16 protein-coding genes, 1 tRNA gene and 1 pseudogene are annotated in these 19,725 nt (G+C 74.7%); 7 read left to right on the top strand and 11 right to left on the bottom strand.

The annotated features are described in order from the left end of the window. Nucleotides 1-4 precede the first annotated feature (4 nt). A complete protein-coding gene (locus tag GEV43_RS37805; protein ID WP_160825501.1) occupies nucleotides 5-1,183 on the top strand; it encodes an ABC transporter ATP-binding protein in 1,179 nt (392 codons plus the stop codon). A gap of 45 nt (nucleotides 1,184-1,228) precedes the next feature. On the opposite strand, the gene GEV43_RS37810 is transcribed toward GEV43_RS37805, so the two are convergent. The 9 genes and pseudogenes from GEV43_RS37810 to GEV43_RS37845 form a co-directional block, all read right to left on the bottom strand. Next, on the bottom strand, nucleotides 1,229-2,995 hold the full coding sequence (locus GEV43_RS37810; protein WP_160825502.1) for an SDR family oxidoreductase: 1,767 nt from the start codon (nucleotides 2,993-2,995) through the stop codon (nucleotides 1,229-1,231). Continuing rightward, on the bottom strand, nucleotides 2,995-3,840 hold the full coding sequence (locus GEV43_RS37815) for a M24 family metallopeptidase (protein WP_375539127.1): 846 nt from the start codon (nucleotides 3,838-3,840) through the stop codon (nucleotides 2,995-2,997). The genes GEV43_RS37810 and GEV43_RS37815 overlap by 1 nt, the downstream gene beginning before the upstream one ends. Nucleotides 3,841-4,016: 176 nt before the next feature. Then, nucleotides 4,017-4,568 (bottom strand): metal-dependent hydrolase, encoded by a 552-nt coding sequence (locus GEV43_RS52160; RefSeq protein ID WP_241684188.1) that lies wholly within the window; start codon nucleotides 4,566-4,568, stop codon nucleotides 4,017-4,019. Beyond that, nucleotides 4,556-4,951, bottom strand: a complete 396-nt coding sequence (locus GEV43_RS52165) for a metal-dependent hydrolase (protein WP_241684189.1) — start codon at nucleotides 4,949-4,951, stop codon at nucleotides 4,556-4,558. The genes GEV43_RS52160 and GEV43_RS52165 overlap by 13 nt, the downstream gene beginning before the upstream one ends. Nucleotides 4,952-5,130: 179 nt before the next feature. Further along, nucleotides 5,131-5,942 (bottom strand): annotated as a pseudogene (gene fdhD / locus GEV43_RS37825) (formate dehydrogenase accessory sulfurtransferase FdhD). A 90-nt stretch (nucleotides 5,943-6,032) separates the two neighbouring features. After that, nucleotides 6,033-6,581: a TRIC cation channel family protein gene (locus GEV43_RS37830; protein ID WP_309240143.1), complete on the bottom strand. Its 549-nt coding sequence runs from the start codon at nucleotides 6,579-6,581 to the stop codon at nucleotides 6,033-6,035. Further along, nucleotides 6,497-6,961: a DUF3099 domain-containing protein gene (locus GEV43_RS52170; RefSeq protein WP_175250981.1), complete on the bottom strand. Its 465-nt coding sequence runs from the start codon at nucleotides 6,959-6,961 to the stop codon at nucleotides 6,497-6,499. The genes GEV43_RS37830 and GEV43_RS52170 overlap by 85 nt, the downstream gene beginning before the upstream one ends. 38 nt (nucleotides 6,962-6,999) lie before the next feature. Beyond that, a tRNA-Sec gene (locus GEV43_RS37840) sits at nucleotides 7,000-7,092 on the bottom strand. A gap of 78 nt (nucleotides 7,093-7,170) precedes the next feature. Continuing rightward, a complete protein-coding gene (locus GEV43_RS37845) occupies nucleotides 7,171-9,024 on the bottom strand; it encodes a long-chain fatty acid--CoA ligase (protein WP_160825503.1) in 1,854 nt (617 codons plus the stop codon). Between the two features lie 217 nt (nucleotides 9,025-9,241). On the opposite strand from GEV43_RS37845, the gene selD reads away from it, so the two are divergent. Then, a complete protein-coding gene (gene selD, locus GEV43_RS37850) occupies nucleotides 9,242-10,231 on the top strand; it encodes a selenide, water dikinase SelD (protein WP_160826072.1) in 990 nt (329 codons plus the stop codon). Between the two features lie 151 nt (nucleotides 10,232-10,382). Further along, on the top strand, nucleotides 10,383-10,652 hold the full coding sequence (locus GEV43_RS37855; RefSeq protein ID WP_160825504.1) for a GlsB/YeaQ/YmgE family stress response membrane protein: 270 nt from the start codon (nucleotides 10,383-10,385) through the stop codon (nucleotides 10,650-10,652). Between the two features lie 87 nt (nucleotides 10,653-10,739). On the opposite strand, the gene GEV43_RS37860 is transcribed toward GEV43_RS37855, so the two are convergent. Next, nucleotides 10,740-12,626: a propionyl-CoA synthetase gene (locus tag GEV43_RS37860; RefSeq protein WP_160825505.1), complete on the bottom strand. Its 1,887-nt coding sequence runs from the start codon at nucleotides 12,624-12,626 to the stop codon at nucleotides 10,740-10,742. A gap of 152 nt (nucleotides 12,627-12,778) precedes the next feature. Next, entirely contained in the window at nucleotides 12,779-14,209 is a 1,431-nt protein-coding gene (locus tag GEV43_RS37865; RefSeq protein WP_160825506.1) for an MFS transporter, read from the bottom strand. 80 nt (nucleotides 14,210-14,289) lie between these two features. Between GEV43_RS37865 and GEV43_RS37870 the strand changes: the two genes are divergently transcribed. The 4 genes from GEV43_RS37870 to GEV43_RS37885 all read left to right on the top strand — a co-directional run bounded on the left by GEV43_RS37870 (nucleotide 14,290) and on the right by GEV43_RS37885 (nucleotide 19,657). Beyond that, a complete protein-coding gene (locus tag GEV43_RS37870; RefSeq protein WP_160825507.1) occupies nucleotides 14,290-14,820 on the top strand; it encodes a MarR family winged helix-turn-helix transcriptional regulator in 531 nt (176 codons plus the stop codon). A gap of 366 nt (nucleotides 14,821-15,186) precedes the next feature. Next, the gene (selA, locus tag GEV43_RS37875) at nucleotides 15,187-16,566 is read left to right on the top strand and encodes an L-seryl-tRNA(Sec) selenium transferase (protein WP_309240145.1); all 1,380 of its coding nucleotides are present in this window, start codon (nucleotides 15,187-15,189) and stop codon (nucleotides 16,564-16,566) included. Beyond that, entirely contained in the window at nucleotides 16,566-18,329 is a 1,764-nt protein-coding gene (gene selB / locus GEV43_RS37880; RefSeq protein WP_160825508.1) for a selenocysteine-specific translation elongation factor, read from the top strand. Before selA ends, selB begins: the two co-directional genes overlap by 1 nt. A gap of 131 nt (nucleotides 18,330-18,460) precedes the next feature. Continuing rightward, nucleotides 18,461-19,657, top strand: a complete 1,197-nt coding sequence (locus tag GEV43_RS37885; RefSeq protein ID WP_160825509.1) for an RtcB family protein — start codon at nucleotides 18,461-18,463, stop codon at nucleotides 19,655-19,657. The last annotated feature ends 68 nt before the right edge of the window (nucleotides 19,658-19,725 follow it).

Here is a 19,725-nt window from a genome sequence, read left to right on the forward strand (position 1 = left end):
GACCATGGCTGAGATCGTCCTGGACAGGGTGGCCAAGCGGTACCCCGACGGCACCGTCGCCGTCCACGACCTCGACCTGGACATCGCCGACGGGGAGTTCATCATCCTCGTCGGGCCGTCCGGCTGCGGGAAGTCGACGACGCTGAACATGATCGCCGGGCTGGAGGACATCAGCGAGGGCGAGCTGACCATCGGCGGCGAGCGGATGAACGAGAAGGCGCCGCGCGACCGCGACATCGCGATGGTGTTCCAGTCGTACGCCCTGTACCCGCACATGTCGGTCCGGGAGAACATCGCGTTCCCGCTGAAGCTCGCCAAGGTCGACAAGGAGACGACGGGGAAGAAGGTCGCCGAGGCGGCGCACATCCTCGACATCGAGTCGCTGATGGACCGCAAGCCGATCCACCTGTCGGGCGGGCAGCGGCAGCGCGTCGCGATGGGCCGCGCGATCGTCCGCGAGCCCAAGGCGTTCCTGATGGACGAGCCGCTGTCGAACCTGGACGCCAAGCTCCGCGTGCAGATGCGCACGATGATCTCGCGGCTCCAGAAGCGGCTCGGCACCACCACCGTGTACGTCACCCACGACCAGACCGAGGCGATGACGCTCGGCGACCGGATCGTGCTGATGCGCAAGGGCCTCGTCCAGCAGGTCGGGACGCCCGAGGAGCTGTACGAGCACCCGCACAACCTGTTCGTCGCGGGGTTCATCGGGTCGCCGTCGATGAACTTCCTGCCCGCCGACATCTGCGACGACGGCCTGCACAACGTGCTCGGCGTCATCCCGCTCTCGACCCGGATGCGCCGCGCCCTGGAGGCCCACCACGCCCCCGAGCACGTGATCCTCGGCATCCGGCCCGAGGCGTTCGGCGACGCCCGCCTCATCCGCGAGTCGCGCCCGCAGGGCCGCGACCTCACCTTCACCGGCCACGTCGACATCCTGGAGTCGCTCGGCGCGGAGAAGTTCGCCTACATCGACCTGGAGGGCGTCGGCGCGGTGCAGTCCGAGCACCTCGCCGACGCGTTCCAGGGCCACGTCGCCGACGAGCGGCACGTCCAGCTCGTGGCCCGCCTCGACCCGAAGTCCAAGGCGCGGGAGGGGGAGGACATCGAGCTCGACTACGACCCCGACGCCATCCACCTCTTCGAGCCCGAGACGGGCCTGAACCTCACCGAGTCCGTCTAGCCGCGCCCGGACGCCCCCGCCCCCGGCCCGGAGGCGTTCGGCGCGTCAGCCGACGTTGAGGCGGGCCAGCAGGCGCATCACGCTGGGGGCCGCCCGCGACGCCAGGTAGCCGAGCCGCGCCTCCGGCGTCACGGGCACGACCGCCCGGTCGTCCTGGACGGCCCGGACGATGCGCTCCGCCACGCCGTCCGGCCCGAAGCCCCGGCGCGCGTACGCGCGGGACGCGCGGGCGCGGCTGCGGTCCTGCTCGGCGTCGCCCTGCCCGACGAACCGCGACGTCCGGGTGATGTTGGTGTTGACGATCCCCGGGCAGATCGCGCTGACCCCGATGCCCTTGCCCTTCAGCTCCGCGCGCAGGCACTCCGACAGCATCAGCACGGCGGCCTTGCTCGTCGCGTACGCGGGCAGCGACCGGGACGGGGTGAACGCGGCGGCCGACGAGGTGTTGACGATGTGGCCGCCCTCGCCCCGTTCGGCCATCTGCGCCGCGAACAGCCGCGACCCGTGGACGACGCCCCACAGGTTGACGTCCAGGACCTTCTCCCAGTCGCGCATCGTGTGGTCGAAGAACGACCCGGCCATGCCGATCCCGGCGTTGTTGACGACCACGTCCGGGACGCCGCGCTCGTGCAGCACCGTCTTGGCGAAGTCCTCCATGGCGGCGGCGTCCGACACGTCCACCCGGTAGGCGTGGCCGGACGGCCCGAGCAGGCCCGCCAGCTCCGCGGTGCGCTCGGCCGCCGCGAGGTCGAGGTCGGCGGCGACCACCTCGGCGCCGCGCTCGGCGAACGCGAGCGCGGTGGCGCGGCCGATCCCGCTGCCCGCGCCGGTCACCACGACCAGGGACGCCTCGAACGGGCGCCGGCCCCGGTCGACCTTCGCGCGGCGCAGCGCGCGGGACTCGGCGGCGGTGAGCGTCCCGCCGGTCGCGGCGGTGGCGTGCTCGTCGATCCAGCGCGCGACGACGTCCGGGTGGCTGCGGGGCACCCAGTGCCCGGCGGCGACCGTCCGCAGCGACAGGTTCGGGACGCGCCCGGACAGGCCGCCGACCAGGTGCGGCGACACGAACAGGTCGCGCGTCGGGACGATCACCTGCGTCGGCACGTCGGTGCGGCGGTCGCGCGGCGCGCGGAGCCGCCGCAGCATGTTGGCCCGGTAGAGGCCGACGCCGGCGGCGCCGTCGCGGCCGAGCGTCCGCGCGGGGTGGCCCTCGCGCGGCCGGACGCCCTCGCCGAGCTCCAGCGCGCGGGCGAACGGCCGCGCCAGCCCGCCGCGCCACAGCAGCTCGGGCAGCACGGGCGTCTGGAAGAAGTAGATGTACCAGGACCGCACGCCCTGCCCGGCGGCGTGCCGGACGTTGCGCGGCGTCGGCCGCGCCAGCCTGCGCCGCATCCAGTGCCCGACGTGGTCCAGGCACGGCCCCGACATGGAGGTGAACGAGGCGAACCGGTCGGGCATCGTGCAGGCGGCCTCCCACGCCTGGATCGACCCCCAGTCGTGCCCCACCAGGTGCACCTTGCGCTCGGGCGCCGTCGCGTCCAGCACGGCCCGCATGTCGGCCATCAGGTAGTCGAAGGTGTAGCGCCTGCTCCCGTACGGCCGGGACGAGGCGCCCGCGCCCCGCACGTCGTAGCGGACGACGTGGTAGCGGCCGGCGAGCCGTTCGGCCACCTCGTCCCAGACGGCGTGGGTGTCGGGGTAGCCGTGCACGAGCAGCACGGTCGGCCTGGACCGGTCGCCCTGCTCGTAGACGGCGAGGTCGACGCCGTCGCCGCGGACGCGCCGGACGGTCTTGTCGGCTTCGGCGGCCATCACGCCAGCGCCTCCCGCCGCGCCCAGCGGTGCACGTGGGGCAGGTCGTCGTCGAGCCAGTACGCGTCGTCCTCGGTGACCACGAGGAGCTCCTCGAACTTCACGCCCACGCCGCGGAACCCGATGTGCGGCTCGACCGCCCACAGGCCGGGCGTCGGCGGGTGCTCGGACGCCTTGGCGCCGTTCCACAGCGGCGAGCGGCCCTCAAGGCGCTCCTTGACCAGCTCGCGGCCGATCGTCTGGAGGAACCGGACGCCGAACGGGAAGCCGACGCCCTTCGGCAGGATCCCGCCGATGACGCCGACCTGGTGCCCGATGACGCGTCCGGGGTACTTGCGGTGGCGGCTCTGGTAGCCCTGCCGGTCGATGAGCGCGTCCACCTCGGCGTAGATGTCGGCGAACGTGCGCCGCTCGCGGACCAGGCCGAGGATGAACGACCGGTACTCGGCGAGGTCGGCGTCGAGCCGTTCCCAGATCCGGTTCTCGCCGAGGACGCCGCCGTAGCCGATGTCGGCGGCGTAGCCCCGCTTCACGGGCGCCATGTCGAGGATGTACGGCATCCCCTCCTCCAGGCGCGCGCCGCTCGGCAGGAACGCGGCGGGGGTCTTGAAGCCGGTGAACGCGGAGCGGTCGCCGAACCAGGCGAACGGGGTGTGCAGCCAGTCGTCGACGCCGTGGGCGCGCAGCCACCGGCGCATCCGGCGGCACGCCTCGCGCTCGGTCACGCCCGGTTCGAGCGTGGCGGCCACCTCGTCGGCGCACTCGTAGCACAGGCGCTGGATCTCACGGAATCGCTCGAGCTCCGCGGGGCTGTCGGTGCGGGCGAGCGCCACATTATTGGACACGCTGTTAATTAACCCCCGAATTGAACCTCGGTCAAGCCGGGGGCGGGGTGACGCTCGCCACGAACGCCGCGGGGGCCCGGCGCCGCGCGCGCCGGCCTGTGCTCCGGCCCCGCGCCGCGGATCGCGATGATCCGCGGCAGGGCCAGTATGACGCCTCGGTCAGGGGCCGTGGCGCCTCAGTACGGGTCGTATCCGGCGGAACGGGCGGCCGGCGAGGTCTTCAGGTACTCCAGCGCCCGCGGCGTCGAGCACACCTTCGACGGGTGGTGGCCGGGCCTGAGGTAGACGGGCGCCTCCCCGAGCAGCAGCCGGAACACGCCGGGCACCGTCCCGCGCCGCACGGACCGCCGGTACGAGCGGTACACGCGCGGGAACGTGACGCGCCTCGTGATCGTCGGGTCCTGCCGCAGCAGGTACAGCGAGCCGCCGATCAGCGCCCAGTAGAGGAAGAACAGCGACACCACCCACGCGAGGACGCGCATGGCGTACCCGCCGCCGAACGCCTTGTAGACGTCGAAGACGACCGAGCGGTGCTCGACCTCCTCGGCGCCGTGCCAGCGCAGCAGGTCGAGCATCGTCGGGTCGACGCCCGCCTCGTCCAGCCGCCGGTTGTCCATGATCCACTGGCCGAGCACCGCCGTGTAGTGCTCGATCGAGGCGACCGCGGCCAGCTCGAACCGCAGCCGGCGGCGCCACGCGCGCGGGTTGCGCTCCTTCAGCTCGGCCATCTGCTTCGCCCGGTCCGCGTTGCCCGCGCCGCGGGCGCGGTGATCCTGGAGACGTCGATCCCGTTGCGCTCCAGGATCTGGTCGAGCACGCCCTGGTGCGAGCGCGAGTGCACCATCTCCTGGCCGATGAAGCCCTTGATCTCCTCCAGCAGCCGCTCGTCCTTCAGGTGCGGGCGGGCGTCCTTGACGCACTGGATGAACCACTTCTCGCCCTCGGGCAGGACGATGTGGAACGCGTTGATGATGTGGGTGGCGACGGGGTCGCCCGGCACCCAGTGCAGCGGCGTGCTCTCCCAGTCGAACGAGACGCGCCGCGTCCTGATCGGGGGGTGCCGCTCGTCGATCTCGGACGCCCGTCCGCCGTGCGCCAGGGGCCTCGTCATTCCCTCTCCCTCGTCCCGCCCGCGTGCCGGGAGGCGTGCGGCGGCACGCGCGCCCCCGAGGGCGTGACGGCACGCGCCTCCCATTGGGGGGACAGTCAACTCCCGGGCGGCCGCGTTTCTTGGGGCGCGGACCACAAGTTACCTACGGGTTTTCACCGCTGGATGACAATCGGGCCGCCCTAGCGGCCGATACGCTCCGCGCCCGCGTAGACGTTCATCGTCTCGCCCCGCAGGAACCCGACCAGCGTCATCCCGGCGTCCTCGGCCAGCTCCACGGCCAGCGACGAGGGCGCCGAGACGGCCGCGAGCACGGGGATCCCGGCCTGCGACGCCTTCTGCGTCAGCTCGAACGACGCGCGCCCGCTGACCATCAGGACCCGGCCCCGCAGCGGCAGCAGCCCCTTGCGCAGCGCCCAGCCGACGACCTTGTCGACCGCGTTGTGCCGTCCCACGTCCTCCCGCACGGCCAGGAGGCCGCCGTCGGCGTCGAACAGCCCGGCGGCGTGCAGCCCGCCGGTGCGGTCGAACACCCGCTGCGCCTCGCGCAGCCGGTCGGGCAGCTCCGCCAGCACCTTGGGGACAGCTCGACCGGGTCGCCGGCCACGTCGTAGGGGCGCTCGACCCGCAGCGCCTCGATGCTGGACTTCCCGCACACCCCGCACGCGCTGGTCGTGGTGAACGCCCGCTCCAGCAGCGCGTCCGGCGGCCGGACGCCGGGGGCCAGCGCCACGTCGAGGGTGTTCTGCTCCTCGGTGTCGGCGCAGTAGCGCATCGCGGTCAGGTCATCGGGCCCGCCGATGATCCCCTCGGCGGCCAGGAAGCCCGCGACGAGGTCGAAGTCGGCGCCCGGCGTGCGCATCGTGACCGTCAGCGGACGGCCGGCGACCCGGATCTCCAGCGGCTCCTCGACGGCGAGGGTGTCCGGCCGCCGCGCGCGCGTCCCTCCTGTGCCGAGCCGCAGTACGGGCCTGCGCACGGTGATCCGACCCATAGCCGTGACGGTACCCCTTCGACCGTTCCAGCGCGAAGTACGGGCCCCCATGTCCCCTTTCCGGGGCGCGCCCCGGCCCGGCCAGCGGCGCTAGTCGGGGACGCCGCGGGGGCGCGGGGTCCGCCAGCCGTAGCGCAGCGCCAGCACCCGCAGCCCGAACGCCAGCAGCGCGGCGCCCGCCGAGACGAACCCGCCGTGCAGGTCCGCCTCGTACGCCAGGGCGATCACGACCGCGCCGAGCAGGGCGGGCAGGGCGTAGAGCTGCCGGTCGTACAGCACCGACGGGATCTGGCCGCTCAGCATGTCGCGCAGGACGCCGCCGCCGACGGCGGTGACCACGCCGAGCAGCACCGCGTGCAGCGGCGACAGGCCGTGGTCGAGGGCCTTCACGGTGCCGGTCACGCAGAACAGCCCGAGGCCCGCCGCGTCGAAGAACAGCACCGCGGGCAGCAGCCGCGTCACCTGCGGATGCCAGAAGAACACCAGCGCCGACGCGCCGAGCGGCACCAGCACGTAGCCGAGGCTGGTGAACGCGGCGGGCGGCACCGCGCCGATCACCAGGTCGCGCAGGATCCCGCCGCCGAGCGCGGTGATCTCGGCCAGCACCACCATGCCGACCACGTCGAGCCGCTGGCGCACGGCCGCGAGGGCCCGGACACGGCGAACACGAAGATGCCCGCCAGGTCCAGGAGCCCGGCGGCGCCCGGCCCGATCATGCCCCGCCCCTCCCCGTGCTCAGCGCCCGCCCGGGGCTCCCCGCCGTCCCCGCCGCCGTCCCCGCCGGGCCCGCCGCCGCGCTCGCGGTCGCGGCGGGCGGCGTCGCGCTCCGCCTCGTCCCGGTCCGGGCGGTCGATCCCCCAGTTGGCCACGATGGCGGCGAACGGCGGGATGAGCATGGCCGCGACGGACATCGCGACCGCGGCGGGCGGCGAGAACCGCCGCACCACGGCCCAGGCCAGCACGAACAGCGTGAGGCAGCTGCCCATCATGATCGCGTACGCGATCCTGCGGCGCTTCATGATCCCATCATGCCCACCGGGCCCGGGGACTCGGCGTACGGAGGCGCACGGGAATCGAACCCGCCGACCCGAGGTCCTCGGGTCCACCGGCTTTGAAGGCCGGGGAGGCCACCAGGCGCTCGCGCGCCTCCGCCGGGCAGCGTAGCCGCCCGTGCCGGCCCGCGGCCCCGACGGGCCGTGTCCGGCACGGGGCGGGCGCGGCGGGCGCGTCAGGCGCCGTAGAGGGACTCCAGGACGTCGGTGTACTTGGTGTGCACGACGCGGCGCTTCAGCTTGAGGGTGGGGGTGAGCTCCTCGCTCTCGGCGGTCCACTCGGCCGGGAGCAGCCGCCACTTCTTGACCTGCTGGACGCGGGCGAGGCGCGCGTTGGCGTCCTCCACCGCCCGGCCCACCTCCTCCAGGACGAGCGGGTGCGCGGCGAGGGCCGCGAGGTCGGTCGTGTCCACGCCGTGCGCGGCGGCCCAGACCGGCGCGACCTCCCCGTCCAGCGTGATCAGGGCGACGACGTAGGGGCGCTTGTCGCCGAACGCGAGCGCCTGCCCGACGAGCGGGTGCTCCTTCAGGTGGTTCTCGATGAGGGACGGGGCGATGTTCTCGCCGCCCGCGGTGATGATGATCTCCTTCTTGCGGTCCACGACGCTGAGGAACCCGTCCTCGTCCAGCACGCCGACGTCGCCGGTGCGCACCCAGCCGTCGGGGTCCAGCAGCTCGGCGGTCGCCTCGGGCCGGTCCAGGTAGCCGGGCGTGCAGGTCGCGCCGCGCACGAGGATCTCGCCGTCCTCCGCGAGCCGCAGCTCCACGCCGTCGAACGGCCGCCCGACCGTGCCGAGCTTGAACGAGTCGGCGAGGTTGGCGGTGATCGCGCCGGTCGTCTCGGTCATCCCGTACGCGTCGAAGATCTTCAGCCCGAGCCCGGCGAAGAACCGCGCGACCTCGACCGGCAGCGGCGCGGCGGCGCTGGACGCCTGCCCGACCCGGTCGAGGCCGAGCAGCGCCCGCATCGGCGTCAGCACGGCCGCGTCGGCCCGTTCGAACGCCTCGCGGACCTCGGGCGTGGTCGTCCTGCCGTACTCCTGGCTCGCGACGTACGCCCGGCCGGCCTCCAGGGCCTGCTCGACGGCCGCCTTCTTCGCCTCGTCCCGCTCGGCCGACAGCACCGCCTGGATGCCCGCCATGATCTTCTCCCAGACCCGCGGCACGCCGAAGAACGAGTGCGGGCGCACGTCGCGCAGCGCGGCCGTGAGCTGGGCCGGGTCGGGGCAGAAGTGCACGTGCGCGGCGAGGCAGACCGGGAGGTAGTAGCTGAGCACGCGGTCGGCGATGTGCGCGAACGGCAGGTAGGAGACGCCGGACGGGTGCTCGGGCAGCACCGAGGTGGACCGCACCATCGCCGCCTCGCTCAGCACCATCGAGTGCGTGATCAGCACGCCCTTCGGGTCGCCGGTCGTCCCGGAGGTGTAGAGCAGGGTGACGGTGTCGGAGGGCTTGACCGCGCGCCAGCGCCGGTCCACCTCGCCGGGGTCGGCGGCGAGCCGTTCGCGGCCGAGGGCGGTGAACGACTCCCAGGTGAGGAACCGGTCGTCGCCGGACGGGCACGCCTCGGCGTCGACCACGACGATCCTGCGCAGGGCGGGCAGGCGGTCCAGGACGGGCAGCCAGCGGTCGAGCTGGTCGCGGCCGTCCAGCACGGCGATCCGCGCCGAGCAGTTGGCGGCCACGAACGCGACCTGGTCGGGGGCGAGCGTCGCGTACACCGTGGTCGGGACGCCGCCCGCGTGCACCGCGCCGAGGTCGGCGAGCACGTGCTCGGACCGGTTGGGCATCATCAGCGCCACCACGTCGCCGGGCTCCAGCCCGAGCGCGGCGTACCCGGCCGCCGTCTCCAGCGCCCGCCGCCGCGTGTCGCCCCACGTCAGGGTGGTCCACGCGTCGCCGTCGCGGTCGGAGTAGGCGGGCAGCCCGCCGTGCCGTTCGGCGGTGTCCGCCAGCCTGGTGCAGACCGTCTGCCCCGCGATCGCCCGCTCCAGCTCAGCGCGCCGCTCCCGGATCCCGGCTTCGACCATCTCGCGCCCCTCTCGGCCCGTGCAGAATGCACCGATGTCAGTGTTCACTTGCAGAGGGGAATCGCACCATGCCGAACCCCGTTCGGACAAGGGGCCCGCGCCCTCCCGGCGCGATCCGGACCTGGTCGGAGGCGAGCATGGCCGGCGGGTGACCGTGCCCGTACCGTCCGTTTCTTGATCATTTGCCCGGATCGTGGGATAAATTCCGGCTGTGACCATCCCCGGCGGTAGACCGCGCCTCACCCAGTACGCCCGCGGCGGCGGCTGCGCGTGCAAGATCCCGCCCGGGGAGCTGGAACGGGTCGTGTCCGGCCTCGCCGCCACCGCGTCCGGGGACCTGCTCGTCGGGGCCGAGGACGGCGACGACGCGGCCGTGCTGCGCGTCGCGGACGGCCGCGCGATCGTGTCCACCGCCGACTTCTTCCCGCCGGTCGTGGACGACCCGTACGACTGGGGCCGCATCGCCGCCGCCAACGCGCTCTCCGACGTCTACGCCGTCGGCGGCGAGCCCGTCATGGCGCTCAACCTGTTCGGCTGGCCGCGCGACGTCCTGCCCGCCGAGATGGCCCGCGAGGTGCTGCGCGGCGGGCGCGACACCGCCGCCGGGGCGGGCTGCCCGATCGCGGGCGGCCACAGCATCGACGACCCCGAGCCGAAGTACGGCCTGGCCGTCACCGGCACCGCCGACCCGGCCCGCCTGCTGCGCCTCGGCGCCGGGCGCCCCGGCGTCCCCCTGTCGCTGAGCAAGCCGCTCGGCGTCGGCGTCCTCAACGCCCGCCACAAGGCGACGGGCGAGGTGTTCCCGCAGGCCGTCGAGACGATGGCCGCCCTCAACGCCGCGGCGGGACGGGCGGCGCTGGAGCGCGGCATCGGCTGCGCGACCGACGTCACCGGCTTCGGGCTGCTCGGCCACCTCTACAAGCTGGCCCGCGCGAGCGGCGTGACCGCCGTGGTCGACGCGGCGGCCGTCCCGTACCTCGACGGCGCCCGCGCCGCCGCCCGCGACGGCTTCGTGCCGGGCGGGTCGCGCCGCAACCTCGCCTGGGTGACGCCGCACACCGACTTCGGCCGCATCGCCGAGGAGGAGCGGCTCCTGCTCGCCGACGCGCAGACCTCCGGCGGCCTCCTCGTGGCGGGCGAGATCCCCGGCGCGCCCGTCGTGGGGGAGCTGGTGCCGAAGGGCCGCCGGGCCCTCGTCGTCCGCTGACCGGAGCGCTCCCGCCGCGCCGCCGCCGGCTGGGGCCCGGCGCGGCGGCGCGCCGCGTTCCCGCTGGTCGTGTCAGTGATCGTCATTGCGGGTATCCCTCCAGCACGGCCGCCGCTGGACGCGAGGCCGACCGTCGACCGGGGGAGCGGACATGACCATCGGGGGCATCATCACCGCCATCGTCTTCGGCGCGATCATCGGTGCGCTGGGACGGCTCATCGTGCCGGGCAAGCAGAACATGTCGATCTGGCTGACCGTCCTGGTCGGCATCGTCGCGGCCTTCGCCGGAACGGGCCTGAGCCATCTGTTCGGCCTGAAGACCCACGGCTGGAACTTCTGGGAGACGATCTTCCAGGTGGCGATCGCGGCCCTCGGGGTCTACCTCGTCGCGATGTTCTGGCCCAAGAAGTCCGCGCGCTGACGCCCGCCTGACGGCCTGACCAGCCGATACGCGCCCGCCCGGCCGGCCGCGCGCCCGCGCGGCCGGCCCCGGCGGCGCGGGGCCGGGTCAGGCATCGGGACGGCGCAGGACGGGCCGCAGCCCGTCCAGCACGGCCGGGTCCTCGATGGTGGACGGCACGGTGACCTCCCGCCCGTCGGCGATGCCGCGCATCACCCCGCGCAGGATCTTGCCCGAACGGGTCTTCGGCAGCGCCGGCACCACCGTGACCTCCTTCAGCGCCGCGACCGGGCCGACCTGGTCGCGGACCATCGCCACCAGCTCGGCGGCCAGCTCCCCGGGCTCGGCGAGGACCCCGCTCTTCAGCACGACCAGGCCGCGCGGCACCTGCCCCTTCAGCGCGTCGAGCACGCCGATCACCGCGCACTCGGCGACGGCCGGGTGCGCCGCGATGACCTCCTCCATCGTCCCGGTGGACAGCCGGTGCCCGGCCACGTTGATCACGTCGTCGGTGCGGCCCATCACCCACACGTAGCCGTCCCCGTCGATGTGCCCGCCGTCGCCGGTCAGGTAGTGCCCCGGGTGCCGGGTCAGGTACGACTCGACGAACCGCTCGTCGTCCTGCCACAGCGTGGGCAGCGTCCCCGGCGGCAGCGGCAGGCGCAGCACGATGTCGCCGTCCTCGCCCGGCGGCAGCGGCGCGCCGTCCGGGCCGAGCACGCGGACGTCGAAGCCCGGCACCGGCACCGACGGGGAGCCGGGCTTGAGCGGCATCGGCTCCAGCCCGCGCAGGTTCGCGACGATGGGCCAGCCCGTCTCGGTCTGCCACCAGTGGTCCACGACCGGGCGTTCGAGCACGCGCGAGGCCCACCGGTACGTCTCGGGGTCCAGGCGCTCGCCCGCGAGGAACAGCGTGTCGAGCGCCGACAGGTCGTGCCCGGCGAGCCGCGCCCCGTCCGGGTCCTCCTTCTTGATCGCCCGGATCGCGGTCGGCGCGGTGAACAGCGCCTTCACCCGGTGCTGCGCCGCCACCCGCCAGAACGCGCCGGAGTCGGGCGTCCCGACCGGCTTGCCCTCGTACAGCACCGTCGTGCAGCCGGTGAGCAGCGGCGCGTACACGATGTAGGAGTGCCCGACGACCCAGCCGACGTCGGACGCGGCCCAGAACACGTCGCCCGGCCCGACGCCGAACACGTTCTCCATCGACCAGCGCAGCGCGACCGCGTGCCCGCCGTTGTCGCGGACGACGCCCTTCGGGCGGCCGGTCGTCCCGGAGGTGTAGAGGATGTAGAGCGGGTCGGTCGCCGCGACCGGGACGCACCCGGCGGGCTCGGCGTGCTCGACCGCCTCGTCCCACTCCACGTCGCGCGGCCGGACGAGGTCGGCGTGCAGCTGCGGGCGCTGCCGCAGGACGCAGTGGTCGACCTTGTGGGAGGCGAGGTCGAGGGCCTGGTCGAGCAGCGGCTTGTACGGGACGACGCGGTCGCCCTCGATCCCGCACGACGCCGACACGACCGCCTTCGGGCGGGCGTCGTCGATCCGCACCGCCAGCTCGCGCGCCGCGAACCCGCCGAACACCACCGAGTGCACCGCGCCGAGCCGCGCGCACGCCAGCATCGCGACGACCGCCTCGGGCACCATCGGCAGGTAGATCACCACCCGGTCGCCGCGGTCGACGCCGAGCGCCCGCAGCGCGCCCGCGAACCGCGCGACCTCGGCGGTCAGCTCCCGGTAGGTGAAGGTCCGCACGGTGCCGGTGACCGGGCTGTCGTAGATCAGCGCTGGCTGGTCGCCGCGGCCCTCCTCGACGTGCCGGTCCAGCGCGTTGTCGCACGTGTTGAGCTCGCCGCCGGTGAACCAGCGGTAGAACGGCGGCGCGCCGTCGTCCAGCACGCGGTCCGGCGGGACGAGCCAGCGGATGTCCCGCGCGGCGAGCCCCCAGAAGCGGGTGGGGTCGGCGATGCTCCGTTCGTACGCGGCCGCGTAGGCGCCCATGTCGTCCGTCCTCCGGTGCGGTCCCCTGCCCCAATCACCAATTCGGGGCGCATCCCTATAGGGCATGGCGCGGGCGCCGTTCGTCAAGGCCCCGCGCCGGACTCCGCCGCCGCCCGCCCGCTCCGGACGGCCCCGCGGGGACGTCCGGGCGGTCAGGCTTCGCGGTGCCGCAGGCCGTGCCCGAGCGCGACCGCGGCGGCGAGGACGGCCCCGGCCGCGACGATCCAGAAGCACAGCTCGTAGGCGTGCAGCGTCGGGACGGACGTGCCCGCGATGACCTGCCCGGTGAGGATGGCCGCGGTGACGGCGCCCGCGATGCTGCCGCCGGTCGTGCGGACCAGCGAGTTGATGCCGCTGGCGATGCCGCTCTGGTCCATCGGGACGTGCTGCACCGCGAGGGTGCCGAGCGCCGCGTACGCGATGCCGAACCCGACGCCCTGGATCGCGCTGAACGCCAGCATGTCGTACCCGTGGGCGTTGGACAGCGCGAGCCACACGTAGCTCAGCCCCGCGAACACCGACCCGATCGCGAGGGTGTGCGCGGCCCCGAGCCGGGCCGCGAACCGTCCGGCGAGCGCGGAGAACAGCAGCATCGTCACGGTGCTCGGCAGCATGTAGAGGCCGACGTCCAGCACCGACCCGCTCAGCCCGTACCCGATCTTGTCCTTGGGCGACTGCACGAAGCTGGAGATCAGCGTGAACGCGGCGAACATCGAGAAGCCGAGCAGCGCGGACGCCACGTTCGCCGACAGCGACTTCTGGCCGACGAGCAGCCCGAGCCGCACCAGCGGCTCGCGCACCCTCAGCTCGATCGCGACCCACGCCGCGCACAGCGCGACCGCGCCGCCGAACAGGCCGAGGACGCCGCCGGACGTCCAGCCCCAGGCGTTGCCCTGGCTGATGCCGAGCAGCAGGCAGACCAGCCACCCGGCGAGCACGACCGCGCCCGCGATGTCGGGGCGGCCGCCCGTGCGCGCGCCGACGTCCGGCGCGCTGAACCAGACCAGCACCAGCCCGGCGGCGGCGAGCCCCGCCGCGATCCAGAACATCGGGTGGTGGCTCTCGGTGCGGTCGGCGATGAGGCCGGTCACGATCATCCCGATGGTGCCGCCGACGCCCATCGTGGCGCTGACGATGCCGATCGCGGTGGTGACCCGCTCCCTCGGGAACGTGTCGCGGATCATGCCGATCGCGAGGGGGATGAGGGCCGACGAGGTGCCCTGGAGGGTGCGGCCGACGATGAGCAGGCCGAGGGAGCCCGACACCGCGCAGATGACCGACCCGACCACCAGCAGGCCCATGGCCAGCAGGATCATCCGCTTCTTGCCGTACATGTCGCCGAACCGCGACAGCAGCGGCGTGGCGACCGCCCCGGCGAGCAGCGAGGCGGTGAACACCCAGGTCACCGCCGTGACCGACACGTCGAAGCGTTCCATCAGGCGGGGCAGCAGCGGGATCACCAGCGTCTGCTGGACCGAGACGACCATCCCGGCGGTCGCCAGCGCGAGCAGCGTGAGGCCGGTGTGCGCGGGCCGCGCCGCGCGCCCGGCCTTCTCGGGCGCCACGGTGGGGACGCGGGACATGTGACCTCCTAGGGGTCCGGACGGGGGACCCGGCGATTCTACTTACTTGCCTTAAGTAAGTAACCGGTAGGCTGGGTCACATGGCGTCACCGCAGTTCCCGGCCGAGGTCCCCCGCGAGATCATGGAGATCGAACGCGCGATCACCCGCATCTCCCACCTGCTGACCCGCAGCCGCCGGCACGACCGCACCGTGGCGGCGGCCGGCGTGCCGGTCGACCGCGCCGCCGTGCCGATGCTGCGGCTGCTCGCCGAGCAGGGCGAGCCGATGCGCCCCTCGGAGATGGCCGCCCGGCTGGCCGTGGAGGCTCCGCACGTCACCCGCCAGGTGCAGCGCCTCGAACGCGCCGGCTACGTCGAGCGGGTCCCCGACCCCGACGACGGCCGCGCGCAGCGGGTCCGGCTCTGCGACTCGGGCCGCGACGCCGTCGAGTGCATCCGGGCGGTCGGGCGGCGCTGGATGGACGAGGCGCTCGCCGGATGGTCCCCGGACGAGCGCCGCCTGCTCGCCGGCCTCGTCCACCGCATGGTCGACGACTTCGTCGCGCACGCCGACTCGCTGAGCGACCAGTGCGGACTCCCCGCCGACCCGCACTACGAACGCCAACCCTGAGCCCCTCCCACGGCCCGTCGCGTTGGCGGCTCGTCCGGCTCGTCCGGCGCGTTCCCGCCCCGCCTCTTCCCGTCCCGCCTCTTCCCGTCCCGCCTCTTCCCGTCCCGCCTCTTCCCGTCCCGCCTCTTCCCGTCCCGTCCCCGGCGCAGCCACCCGCGCTCCGGGGCGGTCTCAGGGTGGTCTCCGGGGCTTTCGGGGAGCGCGGGAGCGCTGTGGCGGGACGGCCGTAGCACGCCGGCGACGATTCGTCCCGGCATCTGGTTTACGTGTGCGATGTGAGATTAGTGATCTCAGAGTATGGGCCGGATCGGCTTCCGCGACGGGCCCCGGCGTCCATAGGGTTGCTCGACGTGGACCTCCGTCTGCGTGACCCCCTGCCCGGCGAACCCCCTGAGCCGGAGCCGCGGGACCCCGATCCGCGGCGCGGCGTGCCCCGTACCGACGCGGTCCTCGCCGACCCCGGCTGGCCGACGCCGTCGGGGCGCTCGGCGGGACGATCGTCAAGGAGGCCGTCGCGCGGGCGCAGGGACGCGTCCGGGCGGGCGAGATCGGCCCGGCCGACGTCGTGGCCGCCGCGCTGGACGGGCTGCCCCGCGCGCCGCGTCCCTCGGGCCCGTTCTGAACGCCACGGGCGTCCTGCTGCACACCAACCTCGGCCGGGCGCCGCTGTCGGCCGCCGCCCGCGAGGCCGTCGCCGCGGCGGCGGGCTGCGCCGACGTCGAGTACGACCTGTCCACCGGCCGCCGCGGCCCGCGCGGGCGCGGCGCCCTCGACGCGCTGCTCGCGGCGTGCCCCGCGGCGGCCGCCGCGCAGGTCGTCAACAACAACGCCGCCGCGCTCGTACTCGCCGCGACCGCCCTCGCCGCCGGGCGCGAGATCGTCGTCGGACGGGGCGAGCTGGTGGAGATCGGCGACGGGTTCCGGCTGCCGGACCTGCTCGCCTCGACCGGCGCGCGGCTCCGCGAGGTCGGCACCACCAACCGCACGACCGCCGCCGACTACGCCGCCGCGATCGGACCGGACACCGGGTTCGTGCTGAAGGTCCACCCGTCCAACTTCCGGATCGAGGGGTTCACCGCGGAGGCGCGCGTGGCCGACCTCGCGGCGCTCGGCGTCCCGGTGGTCGCGGACGTCGGCTCCGGGCTGCTCGCCCCCGACCCGTCCCTGCCGGACGAGCCCGACGCCGCGTCCGCGCTCGCCGCGGGCGCCGCGCTCGTCACGGCGAGCGGCGACAAGCTGCTCGGCGGCCCGCAGGCCGGGCTGCTGCTCGGCGACGCCGACGTGGTCGGACGGCTCCGCCGCCATCCCCTCTACCGCGCGCTGCGCGTCGACAAGCTGACCCTCGCCGCGCTGGAGGCGACCCTGCGCGGCCCGCGCCCGCCCGTGCCGCGGATGCTGCGCGCTGACGTGCGCGACCTGCGCGCCCGCGCCGAACGCCTCGCCGCCGACCTGACCGCCGACCTGACCGCCGACCGTACGGCGGACGCGGCTGGGCGGGCGGTCGACGTAGGGGTCGTGGACTGTGTCGCGGTCGTGGGGGGAGGCGGCGCGCCCGGGGTGGAGCTGGCGAGTGCCGCGGTGTCGCTGCCGGACGGGCTGGCTCCGGCGCTGCGCGCCCAGCGCGTCGTCGGGCGTGTCGAGGACGGGCGGCTGCTGCTCGACCTGCGTTCGGTGGACCCCGCCGACGACGCCCGGCTGCGCGCCGCCGTCCTCGCCGCCGTCCGCGCCGCCCGGGAAGGGAACTGATGCAGGTCGTCGCCACAGCGGGGCACGTCGACCACGGGAAGTCCGCGCTCGTGCGCGCGCTGACGGGGATGGAGCCCGACCGGCTCGCCGAGGAGCGCCGCCGCGGCCTCACCCTCGACCTCGGGTTCGCCTGGACGGACCTGCCGTCGGGCGAGCGGATGGCGTTCGTGGACGTCCCCGGGCACGAGCGGTTCGTGACGACCATGCTCGCCGGGGCGGGCCCGGTGCCCGCCGTGCTGCTCGCCGTCGCCGCCGACGAGGGCTGGATGCCGCAGTCGGAGGAGCACCTCGCCGCCGTGGACGCGCTCGGCGTCCGGCACGGCGTCCTCGCCGTCACCCGCTCCGACCTCGCCGACCCGAAGCTCGCGCTGCGCCAGGCCCGCGAACGGCTCGCCACGACCGGCCTGCGCGGCGCCGAGGCCGTCGCGGTCAGCTCCGTCACGGGCGCGGGCCTCGGCGAGCTGGTCGCCGCGCTCGACCGGCTCGCGGCCCGGCTGCCCGTCCCGCCCGCGTCCAGCCCGGTCCGGCTGTGGGTCGACCGGGCGTTCACGGTCGCGGGCAGCGGCACCGTCGTCACCGGCACCCTCGCCGCCGGGACGGTCCGCGCCGGGGACGAGCTGGTCCTGCTGCCGACGGGCGAACGGGTCCGGGTCCGCGCGGTCGAGTCGACCAAGCGCCCGCACGAGGCCGTGCGCGGCGTCGCGCGCGTGGCCCTCAACCTGCGCGGCCTGGACCGCGACCGCGTCGGGCGCGGCATGGCCCTCGTGACGCCCGACAGCTGGACCCACACCACGTGCGTGGACGTGCGGACCCGGTTCGGCGAGGCGTCCGGGCGGCTGGCGCGGCAGATGATCCTGCACATCGGGTCCGCCGCCGTCCCCGTGCGGCTCCGGCCGCTCGGCCCCGACACCGCCCGGCTGACCCTGAACTCGCGGCTGCCGCTGCACGTCGGCGACACCGCGCTGCTGCGCGACCCGGGGCGGCGCGCCGTCGCGGGCGTCAGCGTCCTGGACGTCCGGCCGCCGACGCTCGTGCGGCGCGGCGCCGGGGCCGCCCGCGCCCGCGAGCTGGCGTCGTGGCCCGACCGCCCGGACGGCTCGGTCGTCCTGCGCCGCCACGGCGTGCTGCGCCGGTCCGAGCTCGCGGTCATGGGCTGCGCCCCGCCGCCCGGCGCGGTCAGCCTGGACGGCGGGTGGCTCGCCGACCCGGGCCACTGGGAGGACCTGCACCGCCGCCTCGCCGAGGAGGCCGTCAGGCACGCCGCCGACCGGCCCCTCGCGCCCGGCGTGCCCCTGGAGGCGGCGCGGCTGCGGCTGGGCCTGCCCGCGCGGCGGCTCGTCACCGCGCTCGTCCGCCCGCCGCTGCGGCTGGAGCAGGGCCGGGTGTACGGGCCCGCGCCCGCGTTCCCGCCCGAGCTGTCCGCCGCGCTGGAACGGCTCCGCGAGCACCTGGCGCCCGCCCCGTTCGACGCGCCGTCCGCGGAACGGCTCGCCGAGATCGGGCTGACGGGCCGGGCGCTCGCCGCCGCCGAACGGCTCGGCGCGGTGCTGCGCCTCGGCGACGGCGTCGTCCTGCTGCCCGGCGCGGACGCCGAGGCGCTGCGCGTGCTGTCGGCGCTGCCGCAGCCGTTCACGCCGTCGCAGGCGCGCGAGGCGCTGTCGACCTCGCGCCGCGTCGTGATCGCGCTGCTGGAGCACCTCGACCGGAAGGGCCTGACGACCCGCGTCGGCGACGGCCGCCGGGTCCCCGACGAGGAGTCCTGAACGGCCCGTTACGTACGGTGAGAGGGAGCGGCGGACGGCCGTACGCCCGGAAAACCGGTTGAATCCGGTTCGCGGCTCTGGCGTTATAGATCACGGTTCGCATCCCTCGGATCCACGGAGAGGAGCAGGTGATGCCGTACCAGACGCTCAAGGGCGGCCGCGTTCCGATCCGGATGTGGACCGACCCCGCCGAGGTCGAGGACGTCGCCCTGGAGCAGCTCAGGAACGTGTCGGGGCTGCCGTGGGTGGAGGGCCTCGCGGTGATGCCCGACGTGCACTACGGCAAGGGCGCGACGGTCGGGTCCGTGATCGCGATGCGCGACGCGGTGTCGCCCGCCGCGGTCGGCGTCGACATCGGCTGCGGCATGACCGCGGTCAGGTCCACGCTCACGGTGAAGGACCTGCCCGACGACCTCGCGGTGATCCGGCACAAGCTGGAGAAGGCGGTGCCGGTGGGCCGGGGCTCGCACCGGAACCCGGTCGACCCGTCCGCGCTCCCGGGCCTCAGGGAACGCGGCTGGTACGACTTCTGGAAGGAGTTCGAGGACCTGCACCCGGCGGTCCGCGGGCGCCTCGGCCGGGCCCGTTCCCAGATGGGCACGCTCGGCGGCGGCAACCACTTCCTGGAGCTGTGCGCCGACGACGAGGGCGCGGTCTGGCTCGTCCTGCACTCGGGGTCGCGCAACATCGGCAAGGAGCTCGCCGAGCACCACGTCGAGGCGGCCCGCAAGCTCCCGCACAACCAGGACCTCCCGGACCGGGACCTCGCGGTCTTCCTCGCGGGCACCGTCAAGATGGACGAGTACCGCCGCGACCTGTTCTGGGCGCAGGAGTACGCGCGCCGCAACCGCGCGGTCATGCTCGCGCTCGCGCAGGACGTGCTGACCCGCAGGTTCGGCGAGAAGCTCTGCCGGTGGGGCGAGGTCATCTCCTGCCACCACAACTACGTCGCGGAGGAGCGGTACGGCGGCGTCGAGCTGCTGGTCACCCGCAAGGGCGCGATCCGCGCGGGCCGGGGCGACCTCGGCATCATCCCGGGCTCGATGGCCACCGGCACGTACATCGTGCGGGGCCTCGGCAACGAGACCGCGTTCAACTCGGCCTCGCACGGGGCGGGGCGCCGGATGAGCCGCAACAAGGCCCGCAAGGCGTTCACCCTGGACGACCTGGAGGAGCAGACCAGGGGCGTCGAGTGCCGCAAGGACGGCGGCGTCCTCGACGAGATCCCGGGCGCCTACAAGGACCTGGAGACGGTGATCGAGGCGCAGTCCGACCTGGTCGAGGTCGTCGCGCACCTGCGCCAGCTCGTCTGCGTCAAGGGCGGCTGAGGCCGCCGGCGGCCCGCGGACGAGCGGGCCGCCGCCACCACCGCCGCCGAAGCGCCCGCCTCCCCGCG

Origin of the sequence: Actinomadura sp. J1-007 (genome assembly GCF_009793335.1) — a bacterium.
Lineage (GTDB): Bacteria > Actinomycetota > Actinomycetes > Streptosporangiales > Streptosporangiaceae > Spirillospora > Spirillospora yumaensis.

Coding starts and splice junctions, on each gene's coding strand:
- GEV43_RS37805 (WP_160825501.1), top strand. CDS start 5: ATGGCTGAGATCGTCCTGGACAGGGTGGCCAAGCGGTACCCCGACGGC.
- GEV43_RS37810 (WP_160825502.1), bottom strand. CDS start 2,995: ATGGCCGCCGAAGCCGACAAGACCGTCCGGCGCGTCCGCGGCGACGGC.
- GEV43_RS52160 (WP_241684188.1), bottom strand. CDS start 4,568: ATGGCCGAGCTGAAGGAGCGCAACCCGCGCGCGTGGCGCCGCCGGCTG.
- GEV43_RS52165 (WP_241684189.1), bottom strand. CDS start 4,951: ATGACGAGGCCCCTGGCGCACGGCGGACGGGCGTCCGAGATCGACGAG.
- GEV43_RS52170 (WP_175250981.1), bottom strand. CDS start 6,961: ATGAAGCGCCGCAGGATCGCGTACGCGATCATGATGGGCAGCTGCCTC.
- GEV43_RS37845 (WP_160825503.1), bottom strand. CDS start 9,024: ATGGTCGAAGCCGGGATCCGGGAGCGGCGCGCTGAGCTGGAGCGGGCG.
- GEV43_RS37855 (WP_160825504.1), top strand. CDS start 10,383: ATGACCATCGGGGGCATCATCACCGCCATCGTCTTCGGCGCGATCATC.
- GEV43_RS37860 (WP_160825505.1), bottom strand. CDS start 12,626: ATGGGCGCCTACGCGGCCGCGTACGAACGGAGCATCGCCGACCCCACC.
- GEV43_RS37865 (WP_160825506.1), bottom strand. CDS start 14,209: ATGTCCCGCGTCCCCACCGTGGCGCCCGAGAAGGCCGGGCGCGCGGCG.
- GEV43_RS37870 (WP_160825507.1), top strand. CDS start 14,290: ATGGCGTCACCGCAGTTCCCGGCCGAGGTCCCCCGCGAGATCATGGAG.
- selB (WP_160825508.1), top strand. CDS start 16,566: ATGCAGGTCGTCGCCACAGCGGGGCACGTCGACCACGGGAAGTCCGCG.
- GEV43_RS37885 (WP_160825509.1), top strand. CDS start 18,461: ATGCCGTACCAGACGCTCAAGGGCGGCCGCGTTCCGATCCGGATGTGG.